This is a genomic window from Morganella morganii H1r (assembly GCF_000633515.1).
Taxonomy (GTDB): Bacteria; Pseudomonadota; Gammaproteobacteria; order Enterobacterales; family Enterobacteriaceae; genus Morganella; species Morganella morganii_B.
This window is the reverse complement of the sequence record NZ_AYMP01000004.1, coordinates 240398-263600: the sequence shown is the minus strand read 5'-3', so window position 1 is coordinate 263600 and position 23203 is coordinate 240398. Positions and strand designations below refer to the sequence as shown.

Annotated in this window: 30 protein-coding genes; 11 read left to right on the top strand and 19 right to left on the bottom strand. The window is 53.3% G+C overall.

The genetic code is table 11. The features are described from left to right. The first annotated feature begins 3 nt into the window (after positions 1–3). From tldD to U868_RS0102135, 3 genes are read left to right on the top strand one after another with little or no spacing between them, the layout of a single operon-like run. Positions 4–1449: a metalloprotease TldD gene (gene tldD / locus U868_RS0102145; protein ID WP_025151853.1), complete on the top strand. Its 1446-nt coding sequence runs from the start codon at positions 4–6 to the stop codon at positions 1447–1449. Beyond that, the gene (locus U868_RS0102140; RefSeq protein WP_025151852.1) at positions 1449–1916 is read left to right on the top strand and encodes a ribonuclease domain-containing protein; all 468 of its coding nucleotides are present in this window, start codon (positions 1449–1451) and stop codon (positions 1914–1916) included. The genes tldD and U868_RS0102140 overlap by 1 nt, the downstream gene beginning before the upstream one ends. A 3-nt stretch (positions 1917–1919) precedes the next feature. Further along, positions 1920–2216, top strand: coding sequence for a barstar family protein (locus U868_RS0102135; protein WP_029990494.1), 297 nt, complete (start codon positions 1920–1922; stop codon positions 2214–2216). Here the strand turns inward: U868_RS0102135 and yjgA are convergent. Beyond that, on the bottom strand, positions 2213–2761 hold the full coding sequence (yjgA, locus tag U868_RS0102130; protein WP_025151850.1) for a ribosome biogenesis factor YjgA: 549 nt from the start codon (positions 2759–2761) through the stop codon (positions 2213–2215). The genes U868_RS0102135 and yjgA overlap by 4 nt on opposite strands. A 172-nt stretch (positions 2762–2933) precedes the next feature. On the opposite strand from yjgA, the gene pmbA reads away from it, so the two are divergent. Beyond that, entirely contained in the window at positions 2934–4274 is a 1341-nt protein-coding gene (gene pmbA, locus U868_RS0102125; protein WP_025151849.1) for a metalloprotease PmbA, read from the top strand. A gap of 73 nt (positions 4275–4347) precedes the next feature. Here pmbA and U868_RS26115 read toward each other — a convergent pair whose 3' ends face one another. The 13 genes from U868_RS26115 to U868_RS0102060 all read right to left on the bottom strand — a co-directional run bounded on the left by U868_RS26115 (position 4348) and on the right by U868_RS0102060 (position 13167). Further along, a complete protein-coding gene (locus U868_RS26115) occupies positions 4348–4476 on the bottom strand; it encodes a hypothetical protein (protein ID WP_262860974.1) in 129 nt (42 codons plus the stop codon). Between the two features lie 108 nt (positions 4477–4584). Continuing rightward, positions 4585–4995, bottom strand: a complete 411-nt coding sequence (gene rnk / locus U868_RS0102115) for a nucleoside diphosphate kinase regulator (protein ID WP_025151848.1) — start codon at positions 4993–4995, stop codon at positions 4585–4587. A gap of 192 nt (positions 4996–5187) precedes the next feature. After that, a complete protein-coding gene (gene npr, locus U868_RS0102110; protein WP_004240520.1) occupies positions 5188–5460 on the bottom strand; it encodes a PTS phosphocarrier protein NPr in 273 nt (90 codons plus the stop codon). Positions 5461–5463: 3 nt separating this feature from the next. Next, the gene (gene rapZ / locus U868_RS0102105; protein WP_025151847.1) at positions 5464–6315 is read right to left on the bottom strand and encodes an RNase adapter RapZ; all 852 of its coding nucleotides are present in this window, start codon (positions 6313–6315) and stop codon (positions 5464–5466) included. A 69-nt stretch (positions 6316–6384) separates the two neighbouring features. Then, positions 6385–6852, bottom strand: a complete 468-nt coding sequence (ptsN, locus tag U868_RS0102100) for a PTS IIA-like nitrogen regulatory protein PtsN (RefSeq protein WP_004236310.1) — start codon at positions 6850–6852, stop codon at positions 6385–6387. 119 nt (positions 6853–6971) lie between these two features. After that, positions 6972–7259 carry a ribosome hibernation promoting factor gene (gene hpf / locus U868_RS0102095; protein WP_025151846.1) on the bottom strand — a complete coding sequence of 96 codons (288 nt, stop codon included), beginning with the start codon at positions 7257–7259 and terminating at the stop codon, positions 6972–6974. A gap of 23 nt (positions 7260–7282) precedes the next feature. Beyond that, the gene (gene rpoN, locus U868_RS0102090; RefSeq protein ID WP_025151845.1) at positions 7283–8719 is read right to left on the bottom strand and encodes an RNA polymerase factor sigma-54; all 1437 of its coding nucleotides are present in this window, start codon (positions 8717–8719) and stop codon (positions 7283–7285) included. 24 nt (positions 8720–8743) lie between these two features. Beyond that, a complete protein-coding gene (gene lptB / locus U868_RS0102085) occupies positions 8744–9469 on the bottom strand; it encodes an LPS export ABC transporter ATP-binding protein (RefSeq protein ID WP_025151844.1) in 726 nt (241 codons plus the stop codon). Positions 9470–9475: 6 nt separating this feature from the next. Next, entirely contained in the window at positions 9476–10012 is a 537-nt protein-coding gene (gene lptA / locus U868_RS0102080; protein ID WP_036411301.1) for a lipopolysaccharide ABC transporter substrate-binding protein LptA, read from the bottom strand. Then, complete coding sequence (lptC, locus tag U868_RS0102075; RefSeq protein WP_025151842.1) at positions 9993–10574, bottom strand: LPS export ABC transporter periplasmic protein LptC; 582 nt, start codon at positions 10572–10574, stop codon at positions 9993–9995. Before lptC ends, lptA begins: the two co-directional genes overlap by 20 nt. 40 nt (positions 10575–10614) lie before the next feature. Then, a complete protein-coding gene (gene kdsC, locus U868_RS0102070) occupies positions 10615–11178 on the bottom strand; it encodes a 3-deoxy-manno-octulosonate-8-phosphatase KdsC (RefSeq protein WP_025151841.1) in 564 nt (187 codons plus the stop codon). A 9-nt stretch (positions 11179–11187) separates the two neighbouring features. Beyond that, a complete protein-coding gene (gene kdsD / locus U868_RS0102065) occupies positions 11188–12156 on the bottom strand; it encodes an arabinose-5-phosphate isomerase KdsD (RefSeq protein WP_025151840.1) in 969 nt (322 codons plus the stop codon). Between the two features lie 51 nt (positions 12157–12207). Then, positions 12208–13167, bottom strand: a complete 960-nt coding sequence (locus U868_RS0102060; protein WP_025151839.1) for a calcium/sodium antiporter — start codon at positions 13165–13167, stop codon at positions 12208–12210. 298 nt (positions 13168–13465) lie between these two features. Between U868_RS0102060 and mlaF the strand changes: the two genes are divergently transcribed. From mlaF to murA, 7 genes are all read left to right on the top strand, one after another. Then, the gene (mlaF, locus tag U868_RS0102055; protein ID WP_025151838.1) at positions 13466–14269 is read left to right on the top strand and encodes a phospholipid ABC transporter ATP-binding protein MlaF; all 804 of its coding nucleotides are present in this window, start codon (positions 13466–13468) and stop codon (positions 14267–14269) included. A gap of 7 nt (positions 14270–14276) precedes the next feature. Then, complete coding sequence (gene mlaE, locus U868_RS0102050; protein WP_015422977.1) at positions 14277–15059, top strand: lipid asymmetry maintenance ABC transporter permease subunit MlaE; 783 nt, start codon at positions 14277–14279, stop codon at positions 15057–15059. A 3-nt stretch (positions 15060–15062) separates the two neighbouring features. Further along, positions 15063–15587, top strand: coding sequence for an outer membrane lipid asymmetry maintenance protein MlaD (gene mlaD / locus U868_RS0102045; protein ID WP_024474518.1), 525 nt, complete (start codon positions 15063–15065; stop codon positions 15585–15587). 118 nt (positions 15588–15705) lie between these two features. Further along, a complete protein-coding gene (mlaC, locus tag U868_RS0102040; protein WP_025151837.1) occupies positions 15706–16335 on the top strand; it encodes a phospholipid-binding protein MlaC in 630 nt (209 codons plus the stop codon). Further along, positions 16335–16625: a lipid asymmetry maintenance protein MlaB gene (gene mlaB, locus U868_RS0102035; RefSeq protein WP_025151836.1), complete on the top strand. Its 291-nt coding sequence runs from the start codon at positions 16335–16337 to the stop codon at positions 16623–16625. Before mlaC ends, mlaB begins: the two co-directional genes overlap by 1 nt. 176 nt (positions 16626–16801) lie before the next feature. Continuing rightward, complete coding sequence (gene ibaG, locus U868_RS0102030) at positions 16802–17056, top strand: BolA family iron metabolism protein IbaG (protein ID WP_004236327.1); 255 nt, start codon at positions 16802–16804, stop codon at positions 17054–17056. A 67-nt stretch (positions 17057–17123) separates the two neighbouring features. Beyond that, complete coding sequence (murA, locus tag U868_RS0102025) at positions 17124–18389, top strand: UDP-N-acetylglucosamine 1-carboxyvinyltransferase (protein WP_025151835.1); 1266 nt, start codon at positions 17124–17126, stop codon at positions 18387–18389. A gap of 56 nt (positions 18390–18445) precedes the next feature. Here the strand turns inward: murA and degS are convergent, their stop codons facing one another. From degS to U868_RS0102000, 5 genes are all read right to left on the bottom strand, one after another. After that, positions 18446–19534, bottom strand: a complete 1089-nt coding sequence (gene degS, locus U868_RS0102020; RefSeq protein WP_025151834.1) for an outer membrane-stress sensor serine endopeptidase DegS — start codon at positions 19532–19534, stop codon at positions 18446–18448. 192 nt (positions 19535–19726) lie between these two features. After that, the gene (gene tauD / locus U868_RS0102015) at positions 19727–20554 is read right to left on the bottom strand and encodes a taurine dioxygenase (protein ID WP_205275472.1); all 828 of its coding nucleotides are present in this window, start codon (positions 20552–20554) and stop codon (positions 19727–19729) included. 20 nt (positions 20555–20574) lie between these two features. Next, positions 20575–21366, bottom strand: a complete 792-nt coding sequence (gene tauC / locus U868_RS0102010; RefSeq protein WP_025151832.1) for a taurine ABC transporter permease TauC — start codon at positions 21364–21366, stop codon at positions 20575–20577. A gap of 23 nt (positions 21367–21389) precedes the next feature. Next, on the bottom strand, positions 21390–22163 hold the full coding sequence (locus tag U868_RS0102005) for a taurine ABC transporter ATP-binding protein (RefSeq protein ID WP_025151831.1): 774 nt from the start codon (positions 22161–22163) through the stop codon (positions 21390–21392). A gap of 2 nt (positions 22164–22165) precedes the next feature. Beyond that, positions 22166–23203, bottom strand: a complete 1038-nt coding sequence (locus tag U868_RS0102000; protein WP_025151830.1) for an ABC transporter substrate-binding protein — start codon at positions 23201–23203, stop codon at positions 22166–22168.

Below are 23203 nucleotides of genomic sequence, written 5' to 3'. Positions count from 1 at the left end.
ATTATGAGTTTTTCAACTGTCAGTAACCATCTGCTGACCGCCCATGATCTTGACGAACAGGATCTCTTTTCTGTCCTCACACAGTTAGCAGATCGCCATATTGATTATGGCGATCTGTATTTTCAGAGCAGTTTTCATGAAGCCTGGGTGCTGGAAGATAAAATTATCAAAAACGGCTCTTACAATATTGACCAGGGTGTCGGTATCCGCGCCGTCAGCGGTGAGAAAACCGGTTTTGCCTATGCGGATCAGATAAGCCTGACCGCATTACAGCAGAGTGCATCCGCCGCCCGCAGTATTGTCCGTGAGCAGGGTAACGGACAGGTGCAGAGCCTGCATCGTGTCAATAACACGGCACTCTATGCCGCGCTCGATCCGCTGCGTGCAATGCCGCGCGAGGAAAAAATCGCACTGCTGCACCGCCTTGACCGTGTGGCACGGGCGGAAGATCCGCGTGTGCAGGAAGTGAATGCCAGCCTGACCGGTGTGTATGAAGAAGTGCTGGTGGCTGCCACTGACGGCACACTGGCAACAGATATCCGTCCGCTGGTGCGCCTGTCTGTCAGTGTGCTGGTGGAAGAGGACGGCAAACGTGAACACGGCGGCAGCGGCGGCGGTGGTCGTTTTGGTTATGAATATTTTCTCGGTACGGAAGACGGTGAGATCCGCGCAGACCATTTTGCCCGCGAAGCGGTGCGCATGGCGCTGGTGAATCTCTCTGCTGTTGCGGCACCGGCCGGATCAATGCCGGTTGTGCTGGGCGCGGGCTGGCCGGGCGTGTTGCTGCATGAAGCGGTCGGGCATGGCCTGGAAGGGGATTTCAACCGCCGTGGTGCATCGGTATTCAGCGGAAAAATCGGTCAGCAGGTCACATCATCACTCTGTACCATTGTTGATGACGGTACTATCGGTGATCGCCGCGGTTCACTGGCAATTGATGATGAAGGTGTACCGGGACAGTATAATGTCCTGATCGAGAACGGTATTCTGAAAGGTTATATGCAGGATAAGCTCAACGCCCGCCTGATGGGGGTTGACCCGACCGGTAACGGCCGCCGTGAATCCTATGCCCATCTGCCGATGCCGCGCATGACCAACACCTATATGCTGGCGGGGGAATCATCGCCGGAAGCGATTATCGCCAGTGTGAAAAATGGCCTGTATGCCCCGAATTTCGGCGGTGGTCAGGTGGATATCACCTCCGGTAAGTTTGTGTTCTCGACATCTGAAGCGTATCTCATTGAAAACGGTAAGATTACCAAACCGGTAAAAGGTGCGACACTGATTGGCTCCGGTATTGAGGCCATGCAGCAGGTATCGATGGTCGGTAATGACCTGAAACTGGATAAAGGTGTCGGTGTGTGCGGTAAAGAAGGCCAGAGCGTGCCGGTGGGTGTCGGTCAGCCGACCCTGAAACTGGACAGCATTACTGTCGGCGGAACGGCCTGATGATGAAAAAATACGGTACGCTGGTGATTGTTCTGATTGTCGCGGTCTCTGCCTGGCTGGCAGGGTTACCGGGGCAGTTTATCGATACCCGTCCGTCAGAGCCGGTACCGCAGCATACAGAGCAGCCGCAGAGCATTGATGCCCTGACAGCACAGGCACGGGTGGTCAGCTATGTGCAGCAGCACCAGCGCCTGCCGGATTACTATGTGACGAAAAAAGCCGCCCGTAATGCGGGCTGGCAGCCGTCAAAGGGCAACCTCTGTGAGGTGATGCCGGGTAAAGCCATCGGCGGTGACCGCTTCGGCAACCGGGAAAAAGGGTTGCCGGATGCACCATCACGGCAGTGGTTTGAAGCGGATATTAACTATAACTGCGGTCATCGCGGCAGTGATCGTCTGCTTTATTCCGGGGACGGGCTGATTTATGTCACCACCGATCATTACCGTTCCTTTCAGCAGGCCAATTAATCCATGACACCTGATATCAGCATTGTGCGTTTTGATTTCCGTACCATCCGGACAACAGACGATTTTTATCAGCAGTTCAGTGATAAATTTCAGCTGCCGTACTTCGGGTGTAACACGGATGCACTGTGGGACGTGCTGACAGGCGGGATTGATCTGCCGGTGATACTGGCGTTTGAACATATTACCGCACGTCAGCGGCGGCTGTTTTCAGCCATTATCGGCACCTGCCGGGATGCGGAGGAAGAGTGGCCGGGGGATATTCAGCTGGTGCTGACCCCCCTGACCATGACGGCGGATTAAGCGCTTTCTGCCAGTTCTTTCAGATACTGGAACAGCTGGCGGTAAGCTTTCGGCGGTTTATTGCCTTCGCGCTCTTTTTTCGCATTGCGGATAAGCGTACGCAGCTGCTGGCGATCAAGGTGCGGGAACAGCGCAACGGCTTCTTCCGTCACGGTATCATCACCGGTGACCAGGCGTTCGCGCAGATCTTCGAGTTTATGCAGCAGGACAACCTGCTGGTTATGGCGGTTTTTCAGTTTGTCGAGTGCGGTGGTAATCGGCTCCGGGTCACGGGCCCGCAGCAGTTTACCGATGAGCTGTAACTGACGGCGCAGGCCTTCGCGCTTGATTTTTTGTGCAAGCAGGATGGCCTCGAGCAGCTGTTCATCCAGCGGAATACGTTCCAGCTGGGTTTTGCTCAGTGCAACCAGTTCAGCACCGAGTTTTTTCAGGGCTTCCGCATCGCGTTTAATTTCGCTTTTGCTGACCCAGATTATCTCGTCATCCTCTTCCTCCTGAGGAAGTGCATCGGGTTCTTCAAACCAGTCTTCAGGCTGCTTTGCCATAATAGTATTTCCTGTGGCGAAACACAGAGCGGCGGGTGCCGGATGATCTCTGTGTTTGTGAGTGTTAACATTTGATTATTGCGTATTGTAACCGGGGAAAAGGCCGGATAACACCTATTCAGCTGTCTGATTAGCTGACGGCCCCTTAATTTATTGAATTGGAACCTGATTGATGAATATCACTTCTCAGATTATGGCGCAGCGTACGCGCCTGGAACAAGCGGTTTCGCAGGCACTGAGTATTGCACAGAAAGGGTGTGACAGCGCCGAAGTTGCTGTCAGCCGGACCACCGGGATGAGTGTGAGCACCCGTATGGGTGAGGTGGAGAATGTCGAGTTTAACAGTGACGGTGCACTGGGGATCACGGTGTATCATAACCAGCGCAAAGGCAGCGCATCCTCCACAGATTTAAGCGAAGAGGCGATTGCCCGTACCGTACAGGCGGCGATCGATATTGCGAAATATACATCTGAAGATCCGTGTTCCGGCCCGGCAGATCGTGATTTGCTGGCTTTTGAGGCACCGGATCTGCAACTGTTTTATCCGTCCGAAGTGAGTGCTGACCAGGCGATCGACTACGCTGCCAATGCGGAAAAAGCGGCGCTGAGTGCCGACCCGCGCATCACCAACACAGAAGGCGGCAGCTTTAACAGCCATTACGGCATCCGGGTGTTCGGTAACACGCTGGGTATGCTGCAAAGCTACTGCAGCAGCCGTCACTCCATGTCCGCCTGTGTGATCGCGGAAGAGAACGGCGATATGGAGCGTGATTACGCTTACACCATTGCCCGTAAGCTGGATGACCTGAAATCCGCACAGTGGGTGGGGGAAGAGTGTGCCCGGCGGACGTTGTCCCGCCTTGCGCCGCGCAAACTGGCAACACAGAAAGCGCCGGTGATTTTTGCCCCGGAAGTGGCAACCGGCCTGTTCGGGCATCTGGTCGGCGCGATCAGCGGCACCTCCGTGTACCGCAAATCCACCTTCCTGCTCGACAGCCTCGGTAAACAGATCCTGCCGGACTGGCTGACTATCCGCGAACTGCCGCATGTGATCGGCGGCCTGGCCTCCACCCCGTTTGACAGCGAGGGGGTCCGCACCGAGGATCGCCTGATTATCGAAAACGGCGTTCTGAATAACTGGCTGATGACCACCTACGCCGCGCGTAAACTGGGGCTGAAAAGTACCGGTCACGCAGGCGGTATTCACAACTGGCACATTGCCGGTCAGGGGCTGGGGTTTGATGACATGCTCCGGGAAATGGGCACTGGTCTGGTGGTGACCGAACTGATGGGACAGGGTGTCAGCGGAATCACCGGTGATTACTCCCGCGGCGCATCCGGTTTCTGGGTGGAAAACGGCGAGATTCAGTATCCGGTCAGTGAAATCACCATTGCCGGCAACCTGAAAGACATGTGGGCCAACATTATTGCCACCGGCGACGATATTGAAACCCGCAGCAATATTCAGTGCGGCTCAGTCTGGCTGCCGGAAATGAGTATTGCGGGGCAGTAAGTGTTTTAGTGCATTAAAATAAAAAACCCTGACTTTTATGTCAGGGTTTTTTATGCCGGAAAGAAGCACAGCACTATATCATCAGCATGATCAGGCCCTTTGTGAGCATAAATAACTGGTTTTCGAAATTAAGCACCAGTGGCAGCGGGGATTCTGTTAACGGGGAAAAGGCAAGAACGTGCAGCAGACTGAATGTTGACATAGTGGCTCCGGAAAGAGGAAAGATAAGCCATCATGCAGAAAAAGAAGGGAAAATGGAAGCTGCGCCCGCAGATTGCCTGAAACGGACGCAGAGCAGGCTTAAAGCAGATTAACGGTGTAACTCACCGGCAGCTTCAGGCTGATAGATAATTTCTGATACTTTTACGCGCGTTGCTTCACCGTTCGGCAGTTCCCATGAGATCTCATCGCCGACAGAAAGCCCGAGTAACGCAGCTCCCAGCGGTGCCATCACAGACAGCTGTTCTGCACTGTCTTTCAGCGATGCCGGGTACACCAGGGTACGGATACTCTCTTTCCCGCTCGATAAATCTTCAAAGCGCACGCGGCTGTTCATCGTCACAACCGTGGCCGGCATTTCTGCAGGCGGCAGAATTTCCGCGCGATCTAACTCGTCATTCAGGGCTTCAGCCACCGGATTGTCAGCATAAGCAGGCTGTTCCAGCAGCATATCCAGACGCTCCGCGTCCAGCTCATTAATAATTATATTGGGCTTTTTCATACCACACTCCAAATCATTTCCAATACAAAAGAACACCCCCACACCAGAAGGAGGGGGGTGCTCATTTGATAATTAATCTGATAGTAGGCTGTTCTCTCCGGAAAGGAAAGAGATCAGGATCACGAACCGCCGGGCTGCGTGAACGAAACAGCGTATCAGTTTTCTTTAAGTAAAATATTTCGGTTAGTATAACTAATCTTCATCAAAACCTGAATCAAAAAGGGAAATAATTGCCTCAATGGCAGAATTTTCATCAGGCCCTGTTGCTTCCACTTCAATAAAACTGCCCTGTTCGGAATCCAGCATCAGCATGGCAAGCACACTGTCTGCCCGGGCTTCTTCATTTTGCTTATTACGGAATACCACCGTTGACCGGAAGGTCTGGATCAGTTCAAACAGTTTCATGGCCGGCCGGGCATGCAGCCCAAGCCGGTTTTTGATTTCAACCTGACAACGGATGGTCATGGATTACTTCCGTTTTTCCAGGGTCCGGTGGCGCGACTGCACGTTTTTCCCGCGTGAGCGGAAGTAATCCGCCAGCTGTTCCGCCACATAGACAGAACGGTGTTTGCCGCCGGTACAGCCGATAGCGACGGTCAGGTAGCTGCGGTTGTTGGTTTCCAGCATCGGCAGCCACAGTTCCAGATAACTGCGGGTCTGGTAAATAAAGTTGTGTACTTCGGTATGGCGGTCGAGGAACGCCGCCACCGGTTTATCCAGACCGGTCATCGGACGCAGTTTCGGATCCCAGTGCGGGTTCGGCAGAAAACGGACATCAAACACATAATCCGCATCAATCGGGATGCCGTGTTTAAAGCCGAACGACTCGAACACCATGGTCAGCTCGCGTTCGCGCTTGCCGAGCAGGCGGGTTCTCAGCATTTCTGCCAGTTCATGCACTGACATCTCAGAGGTATCGATAATCAGATCGGCACGGGAACGCAGCGGCTCCAGCAGATCGCTCTCTTCGTCAATCGCACTTTCCAGCGAGAGATTTTTGCTGGAGAGGGGATGCAGACGGCGTGTATCACTGTAACGGCGGATCAGGGTGTTGCGATCCGCATCCAGGAACAGCAGCTGGGGTGAGAAACTGTCCGGTAATCTGGTCAGGGCTTCCTCAAAGACTTCCGGGGACTCCGGCATATTGCGGACGTCAATACTCACTGCGGCAGAGATATCGCGTGTTGCCAGGGTAGCGGCAAGCTCCGGCAGAAGAGTGACCGGCAGGTTATCAACGCAGTAGAAACCCATATCTTCCAGCGCCCGCAGGGCAACAGATTTACCCGAACCAGAGCGGCCGCTGACAATCATCAGCACCATGAGGGGACTCCCTATCGTTTCTCTTTCAATGGCAATACGCCATTATCCGTTGTCGTCAGCCGGTTATCATCACTCTGTGATGATACTGTACAGCTCTTCATCGCTTTGCGCCTGACGCAACCGGCGGCAGAGCGCTTTGTCAGCCAGTTTTTTGGCCACTAACGACAGTGTGTGTAAATGCGTCTGACACTGATCAGACGGAACAAATAACGCAAACAGAATGTCCACATTCTGATTATCAATCGCATCAAACGCGATAGGTTGCTCCAGATGTAAAAATACGCCGCAGGCGGTTTGCGCCTCGCTTTTATCCAGTTTTCCGTGGGGGATGGCAATCCCGCCACCGATACCGGTTGTCCCGACTTTTTCCCGTGTAAGGAGTGCCTCAAACAGCGTGTTTTCCGGCAGCGCCAGCGCGGTGGCAGCCAGTTCACTGATAATCTCCAGTGCGCGCTTCTTACTGGTACAGTGAATATTATTGCGTGTACAGCTGATACTCAGTACATCGCTCAGGGACAAATTTGCTTCGTTATTCATTTCATTGTTCACTTAGGATCAGAATCCCGGCAACCACCATGGTAACCGGGATCAGAGCACTGCTTTTTCCTGAGAAAATTCAGACTGTTAATTCAGTCATGCACCCGGATGCAGAAAGTTTACCGGTTTCTCAGTTTTTCTTTGTGTTTGGACAGCTGGCGGCCGAGTCTTTCTGCCATCTCATCAATTGCCGCGTACATATCCTCTTTTTCCGCTGAGGCGTGAAGATCCGCACCGTTTACCTGAGCCGTTGCCTCCGCAATTTTACTGACTTTCTCAACCTTAAGGATCACCTGAACGCTGTTGATTTTATCGAAAAACTGCTCCAGTTTTTTACACTTGGCTGTCACAGTCTCACGTAATGCATCTGTAATTTCAACGTTGTGGCCGGTAATTTGTAATTCCATAGTGTCTTCCTTCTCAATGTGTATCAGATCAGCTGTTTACGCTGATTTGAGGGCGGGATGGATAACGACTCGCGATATTTTGCGACAGTCCGTCTGGCGACCTGAATACCCTGTTCGGCAAGCATGTCGGTCAGTTTGCTGTCGCTGAGCGGTTTCGCCGGATTCTCGGCGGCAACCAGTTTTTTCACCAGTGCACGGATGGCGGTGGAGGACGCCTCGCCCCCGCTGTCAGTACTGACGTGGCTGGAGAAAAAGTACTTCAGTTCAAAGATCCCCCGCGGACTGTGCAGAAATTTCTGCGTTGTCACCCGGGAAATCGTGGATTCATGCATCTCAACCCGCAGTGCGATATCAGCCAGCACCATGGGCTTCATATATTCTTCGCCCTGTTCAAAGAACGCCTGTTGCTCTTCCACAATACAGGTCGCGACTCTGAGCAGCGTATCGTTCCGGCTTTCCAGACTTTTAATGAGCCACTTTGCTTCCTGCAAATTGTTGCGGATAAACTGACTGTCGCTCTCACTGCGGGCCCGCGAACCCATTGCGGCATAGTGATTATTAACCCGCAGACGGGGAATGCTGTCGGAATTGAGTTCCACTGTCCAGCGTTCGCCGTGTTTTCTCACGAGGACGTCAGGAATAACATACTCTGATTCTCCGGTGTTGACTACCAGGCCCGGACGCGGTTCCAGTGACTGAATCAGATCAATGGCGGATTTCAGCGCCTCTTCTTTCAGTTTGGTTACACGGCCCAGGGTCCGGAAATCCCGGTTCCCCAACAATGCCAGATGCTGATCCGTGATAGCAAGGGCTTCTTTCAGGCTCGGGGTCTCCGGCGGCAGAATTTTCAGCTGCACCATCAGACATTCCCGCAGATCGCGGGCGCCCACACCCACCGGATCAAAACGCTGAATGCGCTTGAGTACCGCTTCGACATCTTCGGTGGTGACGTCATCGTCACCGATACTCAGGCGGATATCATCGACAGAGACGGTCAGATAGCCGGTTTCATCAATCGCATCAATGATTGAGAAGGCAATCGCGGCATCGGTTTCGGTAAAGGGGGTCAGGCGGGCCTGCCAGATCAGATAATCCTGTAAGGTCTCGGTGGTTTCGCCCTGATAGAGCGGCAGTTCATCGTCGCCGTAATCATTGCCGGTGCCGGACGGCGTACCGGCGGTGTAGATTTCTTCCCACTGCGCATCCAGCGGCAGATCATCCGGCATGGCGGTTTGCTCGAGTGCTTCGGCGCTGTCCAGTTCTTTTTGTGTTTCAGATTCAGCAGGCGTGTCAATTTCCTGATGGTTATCATCAAGTTCCAGCAACGGGTTAGATTCCAGCGCCTCGCGGATCTCCTGCTGGAGTTCAAGCGTGGAAAGCTGCAACAAACGGATAGCCTGCTGAAGTTGTGGCGTCATCGCCAGTTGCTGGCTGAGTTTAAGCTGCAGACTCTGCTTCATTACGGACACGGGCTCCTTACGGCATTACAGGCGGAAACCTTCGCCCAAATAAACACGTTTAACCTGCTCATTATTCAGAATGGATTCCGGGCTGCCGTGGGCGATCATATGACCCTGGCTGACAATGTAAGCCCGTTCACAGACATCCAGTGTTTCGCGGACGTTGTGGTCAGTGATCAGGACGCCGAGTCCGTAATCACGGAGGTGCTGAATAATCTTTTTAATATCAATAACGGAAATCGGGTCAACACCGGCAAACGGTTCATCCAGCAGGATGAATTTCGGGTTGGCGGCCAGCGCGCGGGCAATTTCCACACGGCGGCGTTCACCCCCGGACAGTGACTGGCCCAGGCTATCGCGCAGATGACTGATATGGAACTCTTCCATCAGCTCTTCCGCCCTGTCCCGGCGTTCATCATTGTTCAGATCTTTGCGGATTTCAAGCACCGCCATCAGGTTCTGCCATACCGTCAGACGACGGAAAATAGAGGCTTCCTGCGGCAGATAGCCAATCCCCTTGCGGGCACGTTCGTGCAGCGGCAGCAGGGAAATATCTTCATCATCGATGCTTATTGCACCGGCATCACGGGGAACAATACCCACGACCATATAGAAGGTCGTGGTTTTCCCGGCACCGTTCGGGCCGAGCAGCCCGACGATTTCGCCGGAACTGACTTCAAGCGTCACATCTTCGACGACTTTGCGCCCTTTGTAGGCTTTGGCTAATTTGCTTGCAATTAATTTTGCCATAAATCGTTACTTACCTTTCTGGCCGGTTGCCGCCGGGCCTTTTTCCTGAATCTGTGACGGCAGCAGTACGGTAGTCACCTGTTTGCCTTTGTCACTGAATGCCTGCATTTGTTGTGTCGGCACCACATAGGTAATCTTGTCACCGGTGATATTGCTGTCCAGCTGTTCCAGGTAGGCATTACCGGTCAGCGTGACCAGCTCATTGGCCATTTCGTAACGCAGTTTGCTGCCGCGTCCTTTGATTGGCTTGCCGTTATCCTGCATCTGGTAGAACGTCACCGGATTACCGAATGCTTCGATCACCATTTTATTGGAATCGCCGCCCGGACGGGTGACCACCACTTTGTCAGCGCGGACATCAATCGTTCCCTGTTTTACCACAACATTATCCGTAAATGTGGTGATATTTTTTTCTAAATCAAGGGCTTGTTTTAATGATGTTACCGTCACCGGCTGCTGTGTATCTTCTTTTAACGCCAAAGCAGGGACACTGACGGCCAGAATTGCTGTTGCAATCAGAGTATTAAGGATGTTTGCTTTCATTTGGGATCTCATAGTAAGTCTGTACATCTTTGATCAGTTCCGCATTACGACTGCGTAAATTACCCCGCATCTGCAATCCGGCGGAACGCAGTCCTGTGCCCGTGATGGTGACTTTGTCGTCAGAACTCACATCCTGGGTTATCAGATTGACTTCGGCGTTATCCGTGGTGATCTGCCTGAGCTGCGTATCGGTGGTCAGGCTGTCAACCTGCACATCACCGTATAAATATAACATTCTGTCATTGGTTAATTTGGCCCGCTTTGCCCGGATAGTCCAGGTGGCGGTTTTATCAGGATCGTAGGTGGTCAGCACCGGATTAGTAAACCATGTTACTTTTTCCTGAGCAAAGTTCTGCACATCATCCGCATTCAGCCGGTACGCCAGCAGCCCTGTCGGTTCGTAAGCCAGGGTTGAGGACGTTTGGGTTTTATACGTCGGCGTACCGTCTTCCACAATTCTGCCGTCGGCGTCACCTGAACGGGTGACCGACAGGTTCCAGCCGAGCAGACCGAGGGCAATAAGTGCCAGAATAATGATCAGCCAAAGCTTAAATTTACTCATGAGATCCCTGATAAAGCCATTATAACCAATAAAATACTTTTCAGACGGACAGGCCTTTCGCCGCATCCAGCTTATTTTGTGCCAGCAGAATCAGATCACACAATTCGCGGACAGCGCCGCGGCCGCCTGCAATCTGTGTAACATAATCCGCTTTGGGTAACAATAACGGGTGGGCATCCGCAACTGCGGCGGATAAGCCGACCTCTGCCATGACCGGCCAGTCAATCAGGTCATCGCCGATATAGGCGACTTCGCCGGGGCGAATCGCCAGTTTAGCTAATAGTTCGCGATACGCCAAAAGCTTATCGCTCTGTCCCTGGTAAAGATGTGTAATGCCGAGTGTATTGGCACGATCTTCCAGTAATTTTGCTTTGCGGCCGGTAATTATAGCCACTTCTACGCCGGAGGTCAGCAGGCAGCGGATACCGTAGCCGTCACGGACATTAAATGCCTTCAGTTCTTCACCGCTGTTGCCCTGATAAATCAGGCCGTCAGACATCACGCCGTCCACATCACAGATAAGAAGCCGTATTTTACCGGCTTTTTCCATTACTGTTTGCGCTATCGGGCCATAGCAGGTGTCAATAGTGGTAATTTGTGTCATCGTCAGTCCTTATACCACCCCGGCCTGGAGCAGATCATGCATATGCAGTACACCGAGCAGTTTATCACCTTCTGTGACTAATAAAGAGGTGATATGACGGGACTGCATTAAATTCAGTGCCTCAACCGCCAGGGTATTGGCTTTGATGCGGATCCCGCCCGGGGTCATCACATCGGCAATCCGGCAGTTATTGAGGTCGGTGCCCGCATCGAAAATCCGGCGCAGGTCACCGTCAGTGAAAATGCCCTGAATGATCATGTCATCATCACAAATCACGGTCATACCCAGTTTTTTACGGGTGATTTCCACCAGTGCTTCGCGCAGTGAGGCGGTTTTCGGCACATGCGGGATATCATCCCCGGTGTTCATCAGGTCGGAAACCAGTAACAGCAGTTTGCGGCCGAGCGCACCGCCCGGATGCGAGAGGGCAAAATCTTCAGCGGTAAAGCCGCGGGCCTGCAATAAGGCAATCGCCAGTGCATCCCCCATCACCAGCGTGGCGGTGGTGCTGGTGGTCGGCGCCAGGCCGAGCGGGCAGGCTTCCTGCGGAACTTTAATACACAGATGGACATCCGCCGCTTTCCCCATGGTACTGTCCGGGTTGCCGGTCATGCAGATAAGCGGGATGTTCTGACGTTTGATAACCGGGATCAGCGCCTGAATTTCTGAGGATTCACCGGAGTTTGAAATCGCAATAACCACATCTTTCTTTGTGACCATCCCCAGGTCGCCGTGCGCGGCTTCGCCCGGATGCACAAAGAAGGAGGAGGTGCCGGTGCTGGCAAATGTCGCGGCCATTTTATGACCGATATGACCGGATTTTCCCATCCCCATGATGATCACTTTGCCTTCACAGCGGAATATCAGTTCACAGGCTTTATCGAAATCATCATTAATATACTGTTCGAGTGACGCGAGACCTTCACGTTCAATCCGGAGGACACGTTTACCTGTTAGTTGAAAATCAGTTCGGGACATCAGTTTTTTCTCACTTTCAGTATCTGTCTGTGTATTAATGGCTGACACTTATCAGCCGGTAAAAAGACTTATCAGCCAGGCGGTGAAGGCGCTGAGCAGAATAATGCCTTTCAGCCGGTTCAGCCGCTGGTTCCGGCCGGCCGCAAAGAAAATAAATAACACACCGGCCGCGATCATTACGGCGAAATCGGTCATAAAACGGTCTGTCGCCATCGGCGCGGTGGCTAACAGCGCCGGGATCCCCGCGACGACCGTGGTATTAAACAGTGTCGCGCCGATAAGGTTCCCCAGTGCGATATCTTTTTCACCTTTGACTGCCGCCGCAATCGTGGTGCACAGTTCCGGCAGACTTGTACCGATAGCCAGGATAGTCAGCCCGGTGATGCGCCCGCTGATCTCCGCATAGCGGGTGAATGCAGAGGCGTTATCGATCACAATCCGGACCGCCACCGGCATAATCAGCAACCCGGCGACCAGCCACAATAAAGCAACCGGCAAATTATTTTCCTGCGGCAGTTCATGGTTTTGTTCAGTTGTGAAGCCGTCATACTGATCCCGCCGCGCCATTGCGGCAATTTTCACCACCAGCCAGAGACTGGCGAGCCCCGCAAGCACCAGAAACCCGCCCTGAACCCGCGTGATACCGCCGGACCAGATAAACAGCCCGAACAGCGCCATTACCGCCAGCATCAGCGGAAGCTCACGGCGCAGCACCGCAGACTGCACACTCAGCGGACGGATAAGGGCGGCAAGCCCTGCAATCAGCAGTAAATTGATAATATTGGAACCGATAATGGTGCCGAGCGCCAGATCCGGCTGCCCTTCAAGGACCGCACCGGCGGAGGTCAGCAGTTCCGGCAGCGACGTGCCGGGACCGGCCACCAGAATACCGGTGATAAACGGGGAGATGCCGAGCGCGCGGGAAAATACCGCGGCACCGTACACAATCCGGTCAGAGGCATAAACCAGCAGAATCAGCCCGGTCAGTAAAAGGATGCTGGTGAGTAACATGGCTCTCCTCCGGGCTGAAAAACAGTCAGAAATAATGAAATGCGGGAAATTGAGGGTATTGTACGGGCTGAGGCGCAAAAGTAAAACAGACGTTTTGTACCCGGCAGGGCGTTAATGTTAAATGCTGATATACTTGTGTATCACACTATTTATGCCCCGTTACTCAGGGGGGATAAATAATTCAGACAGTAACACCCGCATTTAAAGGCGAAAACTGCCGGATTTTTTTATATTATGATGGGTCAGTCCTGTATGTGTTGTAAAAACACGAAAAACATAACGTTAAGGTTGTGAGGTCATGAACCGACAGACGGAAAATATTATTGAGATCCGGAACATGTGTTTCCGGCGCGGTTCGCGCATGCTGTTTAATGATATCAGCCTGGATGTGCCGCGCGGCAAAGTGACCGCGATTATGGGGCCGTCCGGGATCGGGAAAACCACGCTGTTGCGTCTGATTGGCGGGCAGCTGCGCCCGGACAGCGGTGAAATCTGGTTTGACGGTGATAATATCCCGGCACTCTCCCGCAGCAAACTGTATCAGTCGCGCCGTAAAATGAGCATGCTGTTTCAGTCCGGGGCGTTATTTACCGATATGACAGTCTATGACAACGTGGCGTTCCCGCTGCGTGAACATACCCGGCTGCCGGAATCCCTGATCCGGACAACCGTGATGATGAAACTGGAAGCGGTCGGTTTACGGGGGGCGGCAAACCTGATGCCGTCTGAACTTTCCGGCGGAATGGCGCGTCGTGCGGCACTGGCGCGGGCCATTGCACTGGATCCGGATCTTATCCTGTTTGATGAGCCGTTTGTCGGCCAGGATCCGATTACCATGGGTGTGCTGGTAAAACTGATTGATGAACTCAATCAGTCGCTGGGTGTAACCTGCGTTGTGGTCTCTCACGATGTGCCGGAAGTGCTCAGTATTGCGGATAAGGCTTATATCGTCGCGGAGCAGTCCGTGATTGCACAGGGCACCGCAGAAGAGTTGCAGGAGAACACCGAACCGCGCGTGCGCCAGTTCCTGGATGGTATTGCTGACGGGCCGGTTCCTTTCCGCTATCCGGCGGGTGATTACCAATCAGATTTATTAGGATAAACGAGACATGTTGACACAGGCACTTGCTGCTTTGGGACGCCGCGCGTTAGCGACATGCGCGTCTTTCGGGCGGTCAGGATACATGCTGTTCCGTGCGCTGTTCGGCAAACCGCAGTTTGCCCGGCAGTGGCCGCTGCTGCGTAAGCAGCTGTACAGCGTCGGTGTGCAGTCCCTGCTGATTATTTCAGTGTCCGGGCTGTTTATCGGGATGGTTCTGGCCTTACAGGGATATCTGGTTCTGAAAACCTTCAGTGCGGAAGCCAGTCTCGGCATGATGGTGGCGCTGTCGCTGCTGCGTGAACTGGGGCCGGTGGTGACCGCTCTGCTGTTTGCCGGACGCGCCGGTTCCGCACTGACAGCGGAAATCGGGCTGATGAAAGCCACAGAACAGTTATCCAGCCTGGAAATGATGGCGGTCGATCCGCTGCGCCGTGTGATCGCACCGCGCTTCTGGGCCGGTTTGATCAGCATGCCGCTGTTATCCATGATTTTTGTCGCCGTGGGTATTCTTGGCGGGGTCATGGTCGGGGTGGACTGGAAAGGGATCGATGAAGGGTTCTACTGGGCTTCCATGCAGGCCAATGTGGACTGGCAGAAGGATGTGATGAACTGCATTTACAAGAGTGTGGTTTTCGCCTTCACCGTCACCTGGATTGCCCTGTATAACGGGTATGACGCTATTCCGACGTCTGAAGGGATTAGTCGGGCAACAACACGCACGGTCGTTCATTCATCGCTTGCCGTGTTAGGGTTAGATTTTGTGCTTACGGCACTGATGTTCGGGAATTAAACAATGCAAAGCAAGAAAAATGAAGTTTGGGTCGGGCTTTTCGTCTTAATTGCCATTGCGGCGATTATCTTCCTGGCACTGAAAGTGGCGGATATCCGCTCTGTCGGCAGCGAAAAAACCTACCGCGTGTCTGCCACCTTTGATGATATCGGCGGCCTGCAGGCCCGTTCACCGGTAAAAATCGGCGGTGTGGTGATTGGCCGCGTCAATGACATCCGTCTGGACAAGGACTATAAACCGGAAGTGACGCTGGATATCTACAGTCAGTATGATCAGATTCCGGACACCAGTTCGTTGTCTATCCGCACCTCCGGTCTGCTGGGTGAGCAGTATCTGGCACTCAGTAAAGGGTTTGAGAATACAACAGACCCGGATCTGCCGATGACTGAGATGCTGAAAGACGGCAGCCGTATTCAGGACACCAAACCGGCGATGGTGCTGGAAGATTTAATCGGTCAGTTCCTGTATAAGAGCGGTGACGGCGAAGGGGGTAATACCCCGGAAGCGGCACCGGCTGCACAGCACTGATACGAAAAGTAATGTAAAAGCGGATGTTTTTGCCCGCAGGGGCGGACATCCTGCATAATACTGTTTACCGAAGACACCTTCACGGCGGAAAGTGCCGGTGATTAATCAGGAGTTGATTATGTTTAAGCGTTTACTGATAGCGGCAATGCTGGTGGTGATAGCCCCGTTTGCCGGCGCTGTTGACCAGACAAACCCGTATACACTGATGAATGATGCGGCGGCGAAAACCTTCAGCCGTCTGAAAGCAGACCAGGCGCAAATCCGGCAGAACCCGGACTATCTGCGCACCGTGGTTCAGGAAGAATTACTGCCGTATGTGCAGATCAAATACGCCGGTGCACTGGTGTTAGGCTCTTACTACAAAGATGCGACACCGGCACAGCGCGACGCCTATTTCAAAGCCTTTGAGGCGTATCTGGCCCAGGCATACGGCCAGGCACTGGCAATGTACACCAACCAGACTTATCAGATTGATCCGGCACAGCCGCTGGGTGATAAAACCATCGTGGCTATCCGTGTGACACTGACCGAGCCGGGCGGGCGTCCGCCAATCCGTCTGGATTTCCAGTGGCGTAAAAATACCAAAACCGGTCACTGGCAGGCGTATGACATGATTGCTGAAGGTGTGAGCATGATCACCACCAAACAAAATGAGTGGGCATCTATTCTGCGTCAGAAAGGGGTTGATGGCCTGACTGCGGAGCTTGAGCGCAGTGCGAAAACCCCGATTACCCTGGATCAGAAATAATGACAGCTGCGCTGACGTGGGAAAAACAGGGTGAAACCCTCGCCCTGAACGGGGAACTGGATCGCGATACACTGCTGTCGTTCTGGAATGCACGTCAGCAGCAGATGAGCGCCGTGCAGACGGTGGATGTTTCCGGTCTCAGTCATGTGGATTCCGCCGGGCTGGCTATGCTGGTCCGTCTGCGGGGAGAGCGTCCGAAAGCACCGTTTGTGTTATCCGGAGTAAGCGCTAACTTGCAGATGCTGATGTCACTCTACGGTGTTGAGTTCGAATTCAGTCAGAACGCGTGAATTAAAAATAATGTAAATAACGGCAGGACAGATACTTATTTGCCGTTATTTTCCGTAAGGTAACTGCCTCCGCCTGTGTCACTACAGCCGGAGGCATTTTTAATGGTTTAAGAGCGGGGCATATTCGATTACGATAGTGCCTATAACACACAATCTGATAACCAATTTGAGAAATTATGGATACGAACGAAATCAAACAGGTGCTGATGGATAAGTTAGCACTTACTGACGCAATTGTGACCGGTGACGGCAGCCATTTTCAGGTGATCGCTGTCGGCGATCTTTTTGACGGCATGAGCCGCGTTAAACAGCAGCAGGCCGTGTATGCGCCGCTGATGGAATATATTGCGGATAACCGTATCCACGCGTTGTCTATCAAAGCCTATACCCCGGCTCAGTGGGAACGGGATCGTAAACTGAGCGGGCTGTAACCGCGGCGGCTGACAATACAGTGATAAGTCACGCGGCAGCAATTAATGATAATGAGAGTGTCTACAGATGGATAAATTTCGGGTAAAAGGTCCTTCCGTTCTTCAGGGCGAAGTGACTATCTCAGGGGCAAAAAATGCGGCATTGCCTATCCTGTTCGCGGCAATTCTGGCGGAAGAGCCGGTTGAGTTACACAATGTGCCGGAACTGCGGGATATCGACACCTCTGTGAAGCTGTTAACGCGGCTGGGTGCCAAAATTGAGCGTCAGGGAACCACACTGCGTGTGGATGCTTCTGCGATTAATGAATATTGCGCACCTTATGATCTGGTCAAAACCATGCGCGCGTCTATCTGGGCGCTGGGGCCGCTGGTGGCCCGTTTTGGTCACGGTCAGGTTTCTCTGCCGGGCGGCTGTGCTATCGGTGCCCGTCCGGTTGATTTGCATATCACCGGCTTAGAGCAGTTAGGGGCGAAAATCACCCTCGATGAAGGGTATGTCAAAGCGGAAGTGGACGGTCGTCTGACCGGCAACACTATCGTGATGGATAAAGTCAGTGTGGGTGCCACCATCACTATTATGTGTGCGGCAGCGCTGGCAAAAGGCAAAACCGTTATCGAAAACGCGGCCCGTGAACCGGAAATTGAAGATACCGCTGCATTCCTGAATGCGCTGGGTGCCAAAATCACCGGTGCAGGGACTGACCACGTGGTGATTGACGGTGTTGAACGCCTCGGCGGCGGCTCTCACACCGTTGTGCCGGATCGTATTGAAACCGGCACATTCCTGATCGCCGCAGCGGTTTCACGCGGTAAAATTCTGTGCCGTAACGCCAAGCCGGATACGCTGGATGCCGTGCTGGCCAAGCTGCGCGAAGCCGGGGCGGAAATCAAAACCGGTGACGACTGGATAAGCCTGGATATGAAAGGGCAGCGTCCGAAAGCGGTCACCTTCCGTACCGCGCCGCATCCGGGTTTCCCGACAGATATGCAGGCGCAGTTCAGCCTGCTGAACCTGGTGGCGGAAGGATCCGGCATGATCACGGAAACCATCTTTGAAAACCGCTTTATGCACATTCCGGAACTGATCCGTATGGGTGCACATGCGGAAATTGAAAGTAATTCTGTGCTGTGTCACGGCGTGGAAAAACTGTCCGGTGCTCAGGTGATGGCGACCGATCTGCGCGCATCTGCAAGCCTGGTACTGGCGGGTTGTATCGCGGAAGGCACCACAATCGTTGATCGTATTTATCATATCGATCGCGGTTATGAGCATATTGAAGAGAAATTACGCGGCCTGGGTGCGGATATCGAACGTATTCATTCAGCAGAGTAATTCCCTGATATAAGTGATAAACAGAAAAGAGCGGATATCCGCTCTTTTTTTGTGCCTTATTCCTGTCCGCCGGGGGAAGGCGTGAACTCTTCGATGGTCACATCGACAGACCGCATCTGACCATTACGCAACAGGGTGACCGGCACAACACTGCCCGGGCTCAGTTCCGCCACCTGATCCATCATTTCCAGTGGTGAGGTGCTTGGCTTGTTATTGACGCTGGTGATGATATCCCCGACCTGAATCCCGCCTTTATCCGCCGGGCCGTCACGGGCAACCTGAAAGACCCGCAGACCGGTTATCTGATTGATATCACTGTTGTTAGTCCGGATCGGCGGCAGCTCTTTGGAAGTGATGCCGATATAGCCCCGGATCACACGGCCGTCTTTTATCAGTTTATTCATAATGCGCAGGGCAAGCTCTGCGGGGATCGCCAGCCCGATGCTGTCACTCATCCGTGACGGATCGTTGCTGTCGTAAGACATGGTATTGATGCCGACTAACTCGCCCTCAGTATTGACGAGGGCACCGCCGGAGTTACCGGCCATAATCGAGGCATCAGTCTGAAGAAAATTCTGGCGGCGGGTCGGACTCAGCCCGACACGGCCCATTGCACTGATTATGCCCTGGTTTACTGTCTGCCCGACATTAAACGGGTTACCGATCGCCAGCACCACATCACCCACATGGGACTGACGTTTCGGGTTGATCGGGATCACCGGCAGTTTATCGGTGGTATTGATTTTCAGCACCGCGAGGTCAGTCAGATCATCCGCACCAATCAGCATACCTTCATACAGGCGGCCGTAATTGCCGTATTGCAGTGCGATCAGAATCTGATCGGCATTTCTAATCACATGCTGGTTGGTCAGGATGTAGCCCTGATCATTCATGATCACGCCGGAGCCGAGGGAGTTCAGCTCGGGGCCCTGCTGGGAGAGGCTGCCCATACTACTGCTGTAAACGTTGACCACGGCAGGTGCGGCACGGCGTACTGCCTTGTTGTAGCTGACCGGTTCGTCATTATTAAACAGATTCGTAAACCACTGGGTCACAAATTGCGGGCGAATAGACGGGACGCTGACCAGAAGCAGGGCAGCCACAAGAAGTCCCATAAAAACGGAGCGCAATAATTTAAACCACATAGTCCTTAACCGGTGTTGTGAGTACGGGAAGAAAATACTCCCGGCAGAATAGCATAATCCGGGCGAATTATATGTGGGTAATTGCGGTATTTTATGATGTGGTACAAATAAACAGGTGCGGTATCAGGCGGTTATTTATCGCTTCCGGTCATGACGCGCCGGGCCGCCGGCTGCGTCATGTTATACAGGTGTTTAAACCGGCTTATCACCGATCACGGTTGCTCTGTGCATAATGCGGTGAAAATCGCCGTAATCAAAACTGGCGAGATGCTGGGTGCAGCGGTTATCCCAGACGGCCATATCACCGTTCTGCCAGTGCCAGCGGACAAAATATTTCGGCTGTGTGCTGTGTTTAAACAGGAACGTCAGCAATGTATCACTCTCTTCCGGACTTAATTCACAGATACGGCGGGTAAAACCTTCGGTCACAAATAAGCTCTTCTTACCGGTAACCGGATGGGTTCTGACCAGCGGGTGGCGTTTCGGCGGGAAATCACGGCGGGCTTTTTCCAGCGCGTCTTTTGCTTCGCCGGTCTGCGCAAAGCGGCTGTCCGGGAACGAGAGGCTGATATCATGCTCCGCCGTCAGGCCGGATAAAAATGCCTGTAACGGCGGTGATAAATCATCATAAGCACGGGTCAGACTGGCCCACAGGGTATCGCCGCCGAAAGGGGGAACCTGTACGGCGGATAATACACAGCCCATGGCCGGTTTTTCCAGAAATGTCACGTCGGTGTGCCACAGTTCGTTATCTTTCAGATCCAGCAGGTGGCTGTCGAGCACAATCAGTTCCCGCACGTCTTTGTGGGAAGGATAAACCGGATGGATATGCAGTTCACCCAGCGCAGCGGCAAAGTCCCGCTGGGCTTCCGGTTCAATATATTGCTGACGGAAAAACAGTACCTGATGTTCCAGTAACGCATCCTGTAATGCCGCCAGCGTGGCGGCATCCGGCGTTTTATTCAGGTTAATACCCCCGACCAGCGCACCGATGGCGGGTGTCAACGGTTGGATCTCCATATGCATGACCTCTCTGTCAGTTAAGATTCTTTGCCGTACCACGGCACTAATGCCTGCTGCAAATGACGCAATGCCAGTTCGATGGCGAGCGCCACCACGGCAATCACAGCGATGCCGGTGATGACGATGCCGGTGTTAAGAAACTGCGCGGCGGACTGCACCATAAACCCCAGTCCCTGCTGTGCCGCGACCAGCTCTGCCGCCACCAGGGTTGACCAGCCCACGCCGAGGCCGATCCGGATGCCGGTCAGCATCTGCGGCAGTGCTGACGGCAGGATCACATATCTCAGTACCTGAAGCCGGTTTGCCCCCAGAGACTGTACAGCGCGGATCCGGTTTCCCGGCGCAGCCATAATGCCCTGCATTGTTGAAATCAGAACCGGCGCAAGGATCGCCAGCCAGATCAGCAGGATCTTGGTGGTTTCCCCGATCCCGAACCAGATCACGATCAGCGGCAGATAGGCAAGCGGGGGAACCGGGCGGTACAGTTCAACCACCGGATCCAGTATGCCGCGTATCCGGGAACTCAGTCCCATCAGTACGCCCAGCGGGATCCCGGTGATAACCGCCAGAAGCAGCGCTTTGAGCATGCGGTCAAGACTGGCCGCCAGGTGCTGCCACAGCGTGGCATTCATATAACCGGATTCGGATAACGCCAGAAACTGGTGTCCTATCTGAGCCGGGGCGGGTAAATAGAGCGGATTGACCCACTGCAATGCGGTGATCAGCCACCAGCCGGCAATCAGCACGGATAAACTCACAATACTGAGAAATAAACGGCTGTAGCGGTTCTGTTTATTTATATCTGCCATTGATGTCACTCCGTACCGGTGAATTAACCGCGCTGGTATGCCATTATTTTGTCTGACAGTGTGTCGCGGTGATGAATAAAGGCCGGGTCTGATTTAATTTGCCGGACAGGCCTGCCATCTGACCACTGCTGATAAAACGGGGGTTCTTCTTCCGATATTATCCGTCCCGGAGACGGCGCCATTAATATCAGCTTCGTCGCCATTAACAGTGCTTCTTCAATATCGTGAGTGATAATAAAAAAGGCACTCTGCTGTTTTTTCCACAAGGTCAGAATTAAGGTTTGCATCTGCTCCCGGTTGGCGGCATCGAGTGCGCCGAAGGGTTCGTCCATCAGAATAAAATCAGACTTTACAGCCAGTGCCCTGGCAATGCCGACCCGCTGCCGCATTCCGCCGGACAGTGACCAGATATTATCGGTAATGGCATGCAGTAATCCGACTTTTTGCAGATTCTCTTCGACCGCTGCTTTTTCTTCCTGTTTACCGAGTTTTTTAATTTTCAGTCCCAGTGCGACATTTTCATAGACATTCAGCCAGGGCATGAGGGCATCATTCTGAAATACCACGACTCTGTCAGAGGCGGGATGCCGGATTTCGTTTCCGTCCCGTGTTATTTTTCCGCCGGAGGGGGGCAGAAAACCGGCGACAATATTCAGCAACGAGGTTTTCCCGCAGCCGGAAGCACCGAGGATCACGGTAATACCGTTATCCGGAATGGTTAAATCAATACCGGATAAGGTTGTCTGCGGCTGACCGTGATAAACCAGATCAATATTTTCCAGTACGATATCCGCCATTGTTATTTCCCCGCTGCCGTGGTGACAGCGTCCGTATTGATATTGCCGGCATAGGAATCTTTAACCGAATCAATACTGCCCTGCTGCTGTAAAAACAGTGCGGTATTGCGGATATCATCTGCCAGGGTGGTTGTCAGGATCTGTTTTTGCTCTTTCAGGGCGGGATAATCATTACCCGCCAGCACGCCTGCCACATCTTCCGGGCGGGCACCGGTCAGCTGTGCAATTTTGCCTGTGATGTCAGGAAAGTCCGTAATAGTATTTTTATTCCGCTGATACCACTGAACCTCAGTGTCAGTAGCGGCGGCGAACTGCGCCAGCACATCAGGATGCTGTGAGGCAAAGTTGCTGTCCGCGACCCACAGGTCATAGGTTGGTTTTCCCCATGCCCGCACATCACGGCCGGAAATCCGGATCTGCCCGTTGGCTTTCAGCTGACTTAAGGCCGGTTCCCAGACATACGCCGCGTCAATATCGCCTCTCTCCCATGCCGCGACAATGTCAGCAGGGCGAAGATTGACCAGCTGAACGGATTTTTCATCAATATTCAGATGTTCCAGTGCTGCCAGCAGGCTGTAATGAGCGGTGGAGGTAAAAGGTACAGCAATTTTTTTACCGGCCAGCCCACCGGACGGATCACGGTCATTGCGGATAATCAGTGCTTCGGCGGTGTCCGGGATGCCGGAAATATAAAAAACCTCTACCGGCAGTCCGCGGCTGGCGGCAACAGTAAACGGTGCGGATCCCATATTGGCAATATCCGCTTCACCGGCAGCCAGGGCGGTCAGCACATCGGCACCGCTGTCGAATTTCTTCCAGATGATCGGTTTACCGGTGGCAGCTTCGTAGGTATGGTTTGCCTGCGCGATTTTACCGGGGTCGATAATCGCCTGATAAGCGATTACCACCGGTTTTTCCGTTGTTGCCGGTGGTGCCGGTGCTTTCTGGCTGTAAATAAACCCGCTGATAATGACCAGTGCTGCCAGCAAAGAGATGACCACCTTTAATTTATTTTTTCTCTGAGGCTGATATAACGACAT

Bases quoted from the DNA above. Each gene is read 5' to 3' on its own strand.
- pmbA (WP_025151849.1), top strand. From the start codon at position 2,934: ATGAATATCACTTCTCAGATTATGGCGCAGCGTACGCGCCTGGAACAA.
- mlaD (WP_024474518.1), top strand. From the start codon at position 15,063: ATGCAAAGCAAGAAAAATGAAGTTTGGGTCGGGCTTTTCGTCTTAATT.
- tauD (WP_205275472.1), bottom strand. From the start codon at position 20,554: ATGGAGATCCAACCGTTGACACCCGCCATCGGTGCGCTGGTCGGGGGT.
- mlaF (WP_025151838.1), top strand. From the start codon at position 13,466: ATGAACCGACAGACGGAAAATATTATTGAGATCCGGAACATGTGTTTC.
- mlaC (WP_025151837.1), top strand. From the start codon at position 15,706: ATGTTTAAGCGTTTACTGATAGCGGCAATGCTGGTGGTGATAGCCCCG.
- tldD (WP_025151853.1), top strand. From the start codon at position 4: ATGAGTTTTTCAACTGTCAGTAACCATCTGCTGACCGCCCATGATCTT.
- mlaB (WP_025151836.1), top strand. From the start codon at position 16,335: ATGACAGCTGCGCTGACGTGGGAAAAACAGGGTGAAACCCTCGCCCTG.
- U868_RS0102000 (WP_025151830.1), bottom strand. From the start codon at position 23,203: ATGTCGTTATATCAGCCTCAGAGAAAAAATAAATTAAAGGTGGTCATC.
- degS (WP_025151834.1), bottom strand. From the start codon at position 19,534: ATGTGGTTTAAATTATTGCGCTCCGTTTTTATGGGACTTCTTGTGGCT.
- ibaG (WP_004236327.1), top strand. From the start codon at position 16,802: ATGGATACGAACGAAATCAAACAGGTGCTGATGGATAAGTTAGCACTT.
- lptC (WP_025151842.1), bottom strand. From the start codon at position 10,574: ATGAGTAAATTTAAGCTTTGGCTGATCATTATTCTGGCACTTATTGCC.
- rpoN (WP_025151845.1), bottom strand. From the start codon at position 8,719: ATGAAGCAGAGTCTGCAGCTTAAACTCAGCCAGCAACTGGCGATGACG.
- lptB (WP_025151844.1), bottom strand. From the start codon at position 9,469: ATGGCAAAATTAATTGCAAGCAAATTAGCCAAAGCCTACAAAGGGCGC.
- rnk (WP_025151848.1), bottom strand. From the start codon at position 4,995: ATGAAAAAGCCCAATATAATTATTAATGAGCTGGACGCGGAGCGTCTG.
- npr (WP_004240520.1), bottom strand. From the start codon at position 5,460: ATGACCATCCGTTGTCAGGTTGAAATCAAAAACCGGCTTGGGCTGCAT.
- U868_RS0102005 (WP_025151831.1), bottom strand. From the start codon at position 22,163: ATGGCGGATATCGTACTGGAAAATATTGATCTGGTTTATCACGGTCAG.
- murA (WP_025151835.1), top strand. From the start codon at position 17,124: ATGGATAAATTTCGGGTAAAAGGTCCTTCCGTTCTTCAGGGCGAAGTG.
- U868_RS0102060 (WP_025151839.1), bottom strand. From the start codon at position 13,167: ATGTTACTCACCAGCATCCTTTTACTGACCGGGCTGATTCTGCTGGTT.
- tauC (WP_025151832.1), bottom strand. From the start codon at position 21,366: ATGGCAGATATAAATAAACAGAACCGCTACAGCCGTTTATTTCTCAGT.
- hpf (WP_025151846.1), bottom strand. From the start codon at position 7,259: ATGGAATTACAAATTACCGGCCACAACGTTGAAATTACAGATGCATTA.
- U868_RS26115 (WP_262860974.1), bottom strand. From the start codon at position 4,476: ATGTCAACATTCAGTCTGCTGCACGTTCTTGCCTTTTCCCCGTTAACA.
- lptA (WP_036411301.1), bottom strand. From the start codon at position 10,012: ATGAAAGCAAACATCCTTAATACTCTGATTGCAACAGCAATTCTGGCC.
- U868_RS0102140 (WP_025151852.1), top strand. From the start codon at position 1,449: ATGATGAAAAAATACGGTACGCTGGTGATTGTTCTGATTGTCGCGGTC.
- yjgA (WP_025151850.1), bottom strand. From the start codon at position 2,761: ATGGCAAAGCAGCCTGAAGACTGGTTTGAAGAACCCGATGCACTTCCT.
- ptsN (WP_004236310.1), bottom strand. From the start codon at position 6,852: ATGAATAACGAAGCAAATTTGTCCCTGAGCGATGTACTGAGTATCAGC.
- mlaE (WP_015422977.1), top strand. From the start codon at position 14,277: ATGTTGACACAGGCACTTGCTGCTTTGGGACGCCGCGCGTTAGCGACA.
- U868_RS0102135 (WP_029990494.1), top strand. From the start codon at position 1,920: ATGACACCTGATATCAGCATTGTGCGTTTTGATTTCCGTACCATCCGG.
- rapZ (WP_025151847.1), bottom strand. From the start codon at position 6,315: ATGGTGCTGATGATTGTCAGCGGCCGCTCTGGTTCGGGTAAATCTGTT.
- kdsD (WP_025151840.1), bottom strand. From the start codon at position 12,156: ATGTCCCGAACTGATTTTCAACTAACAGGTAAACGTGTCCTCCGGATT.
- kdsC (WP_025151841.1), bottom strand. From the start codon at position 11,178: ATGACACAAATTACCACTATTGACACCTGCTATGGCCCGATAGCGCAA.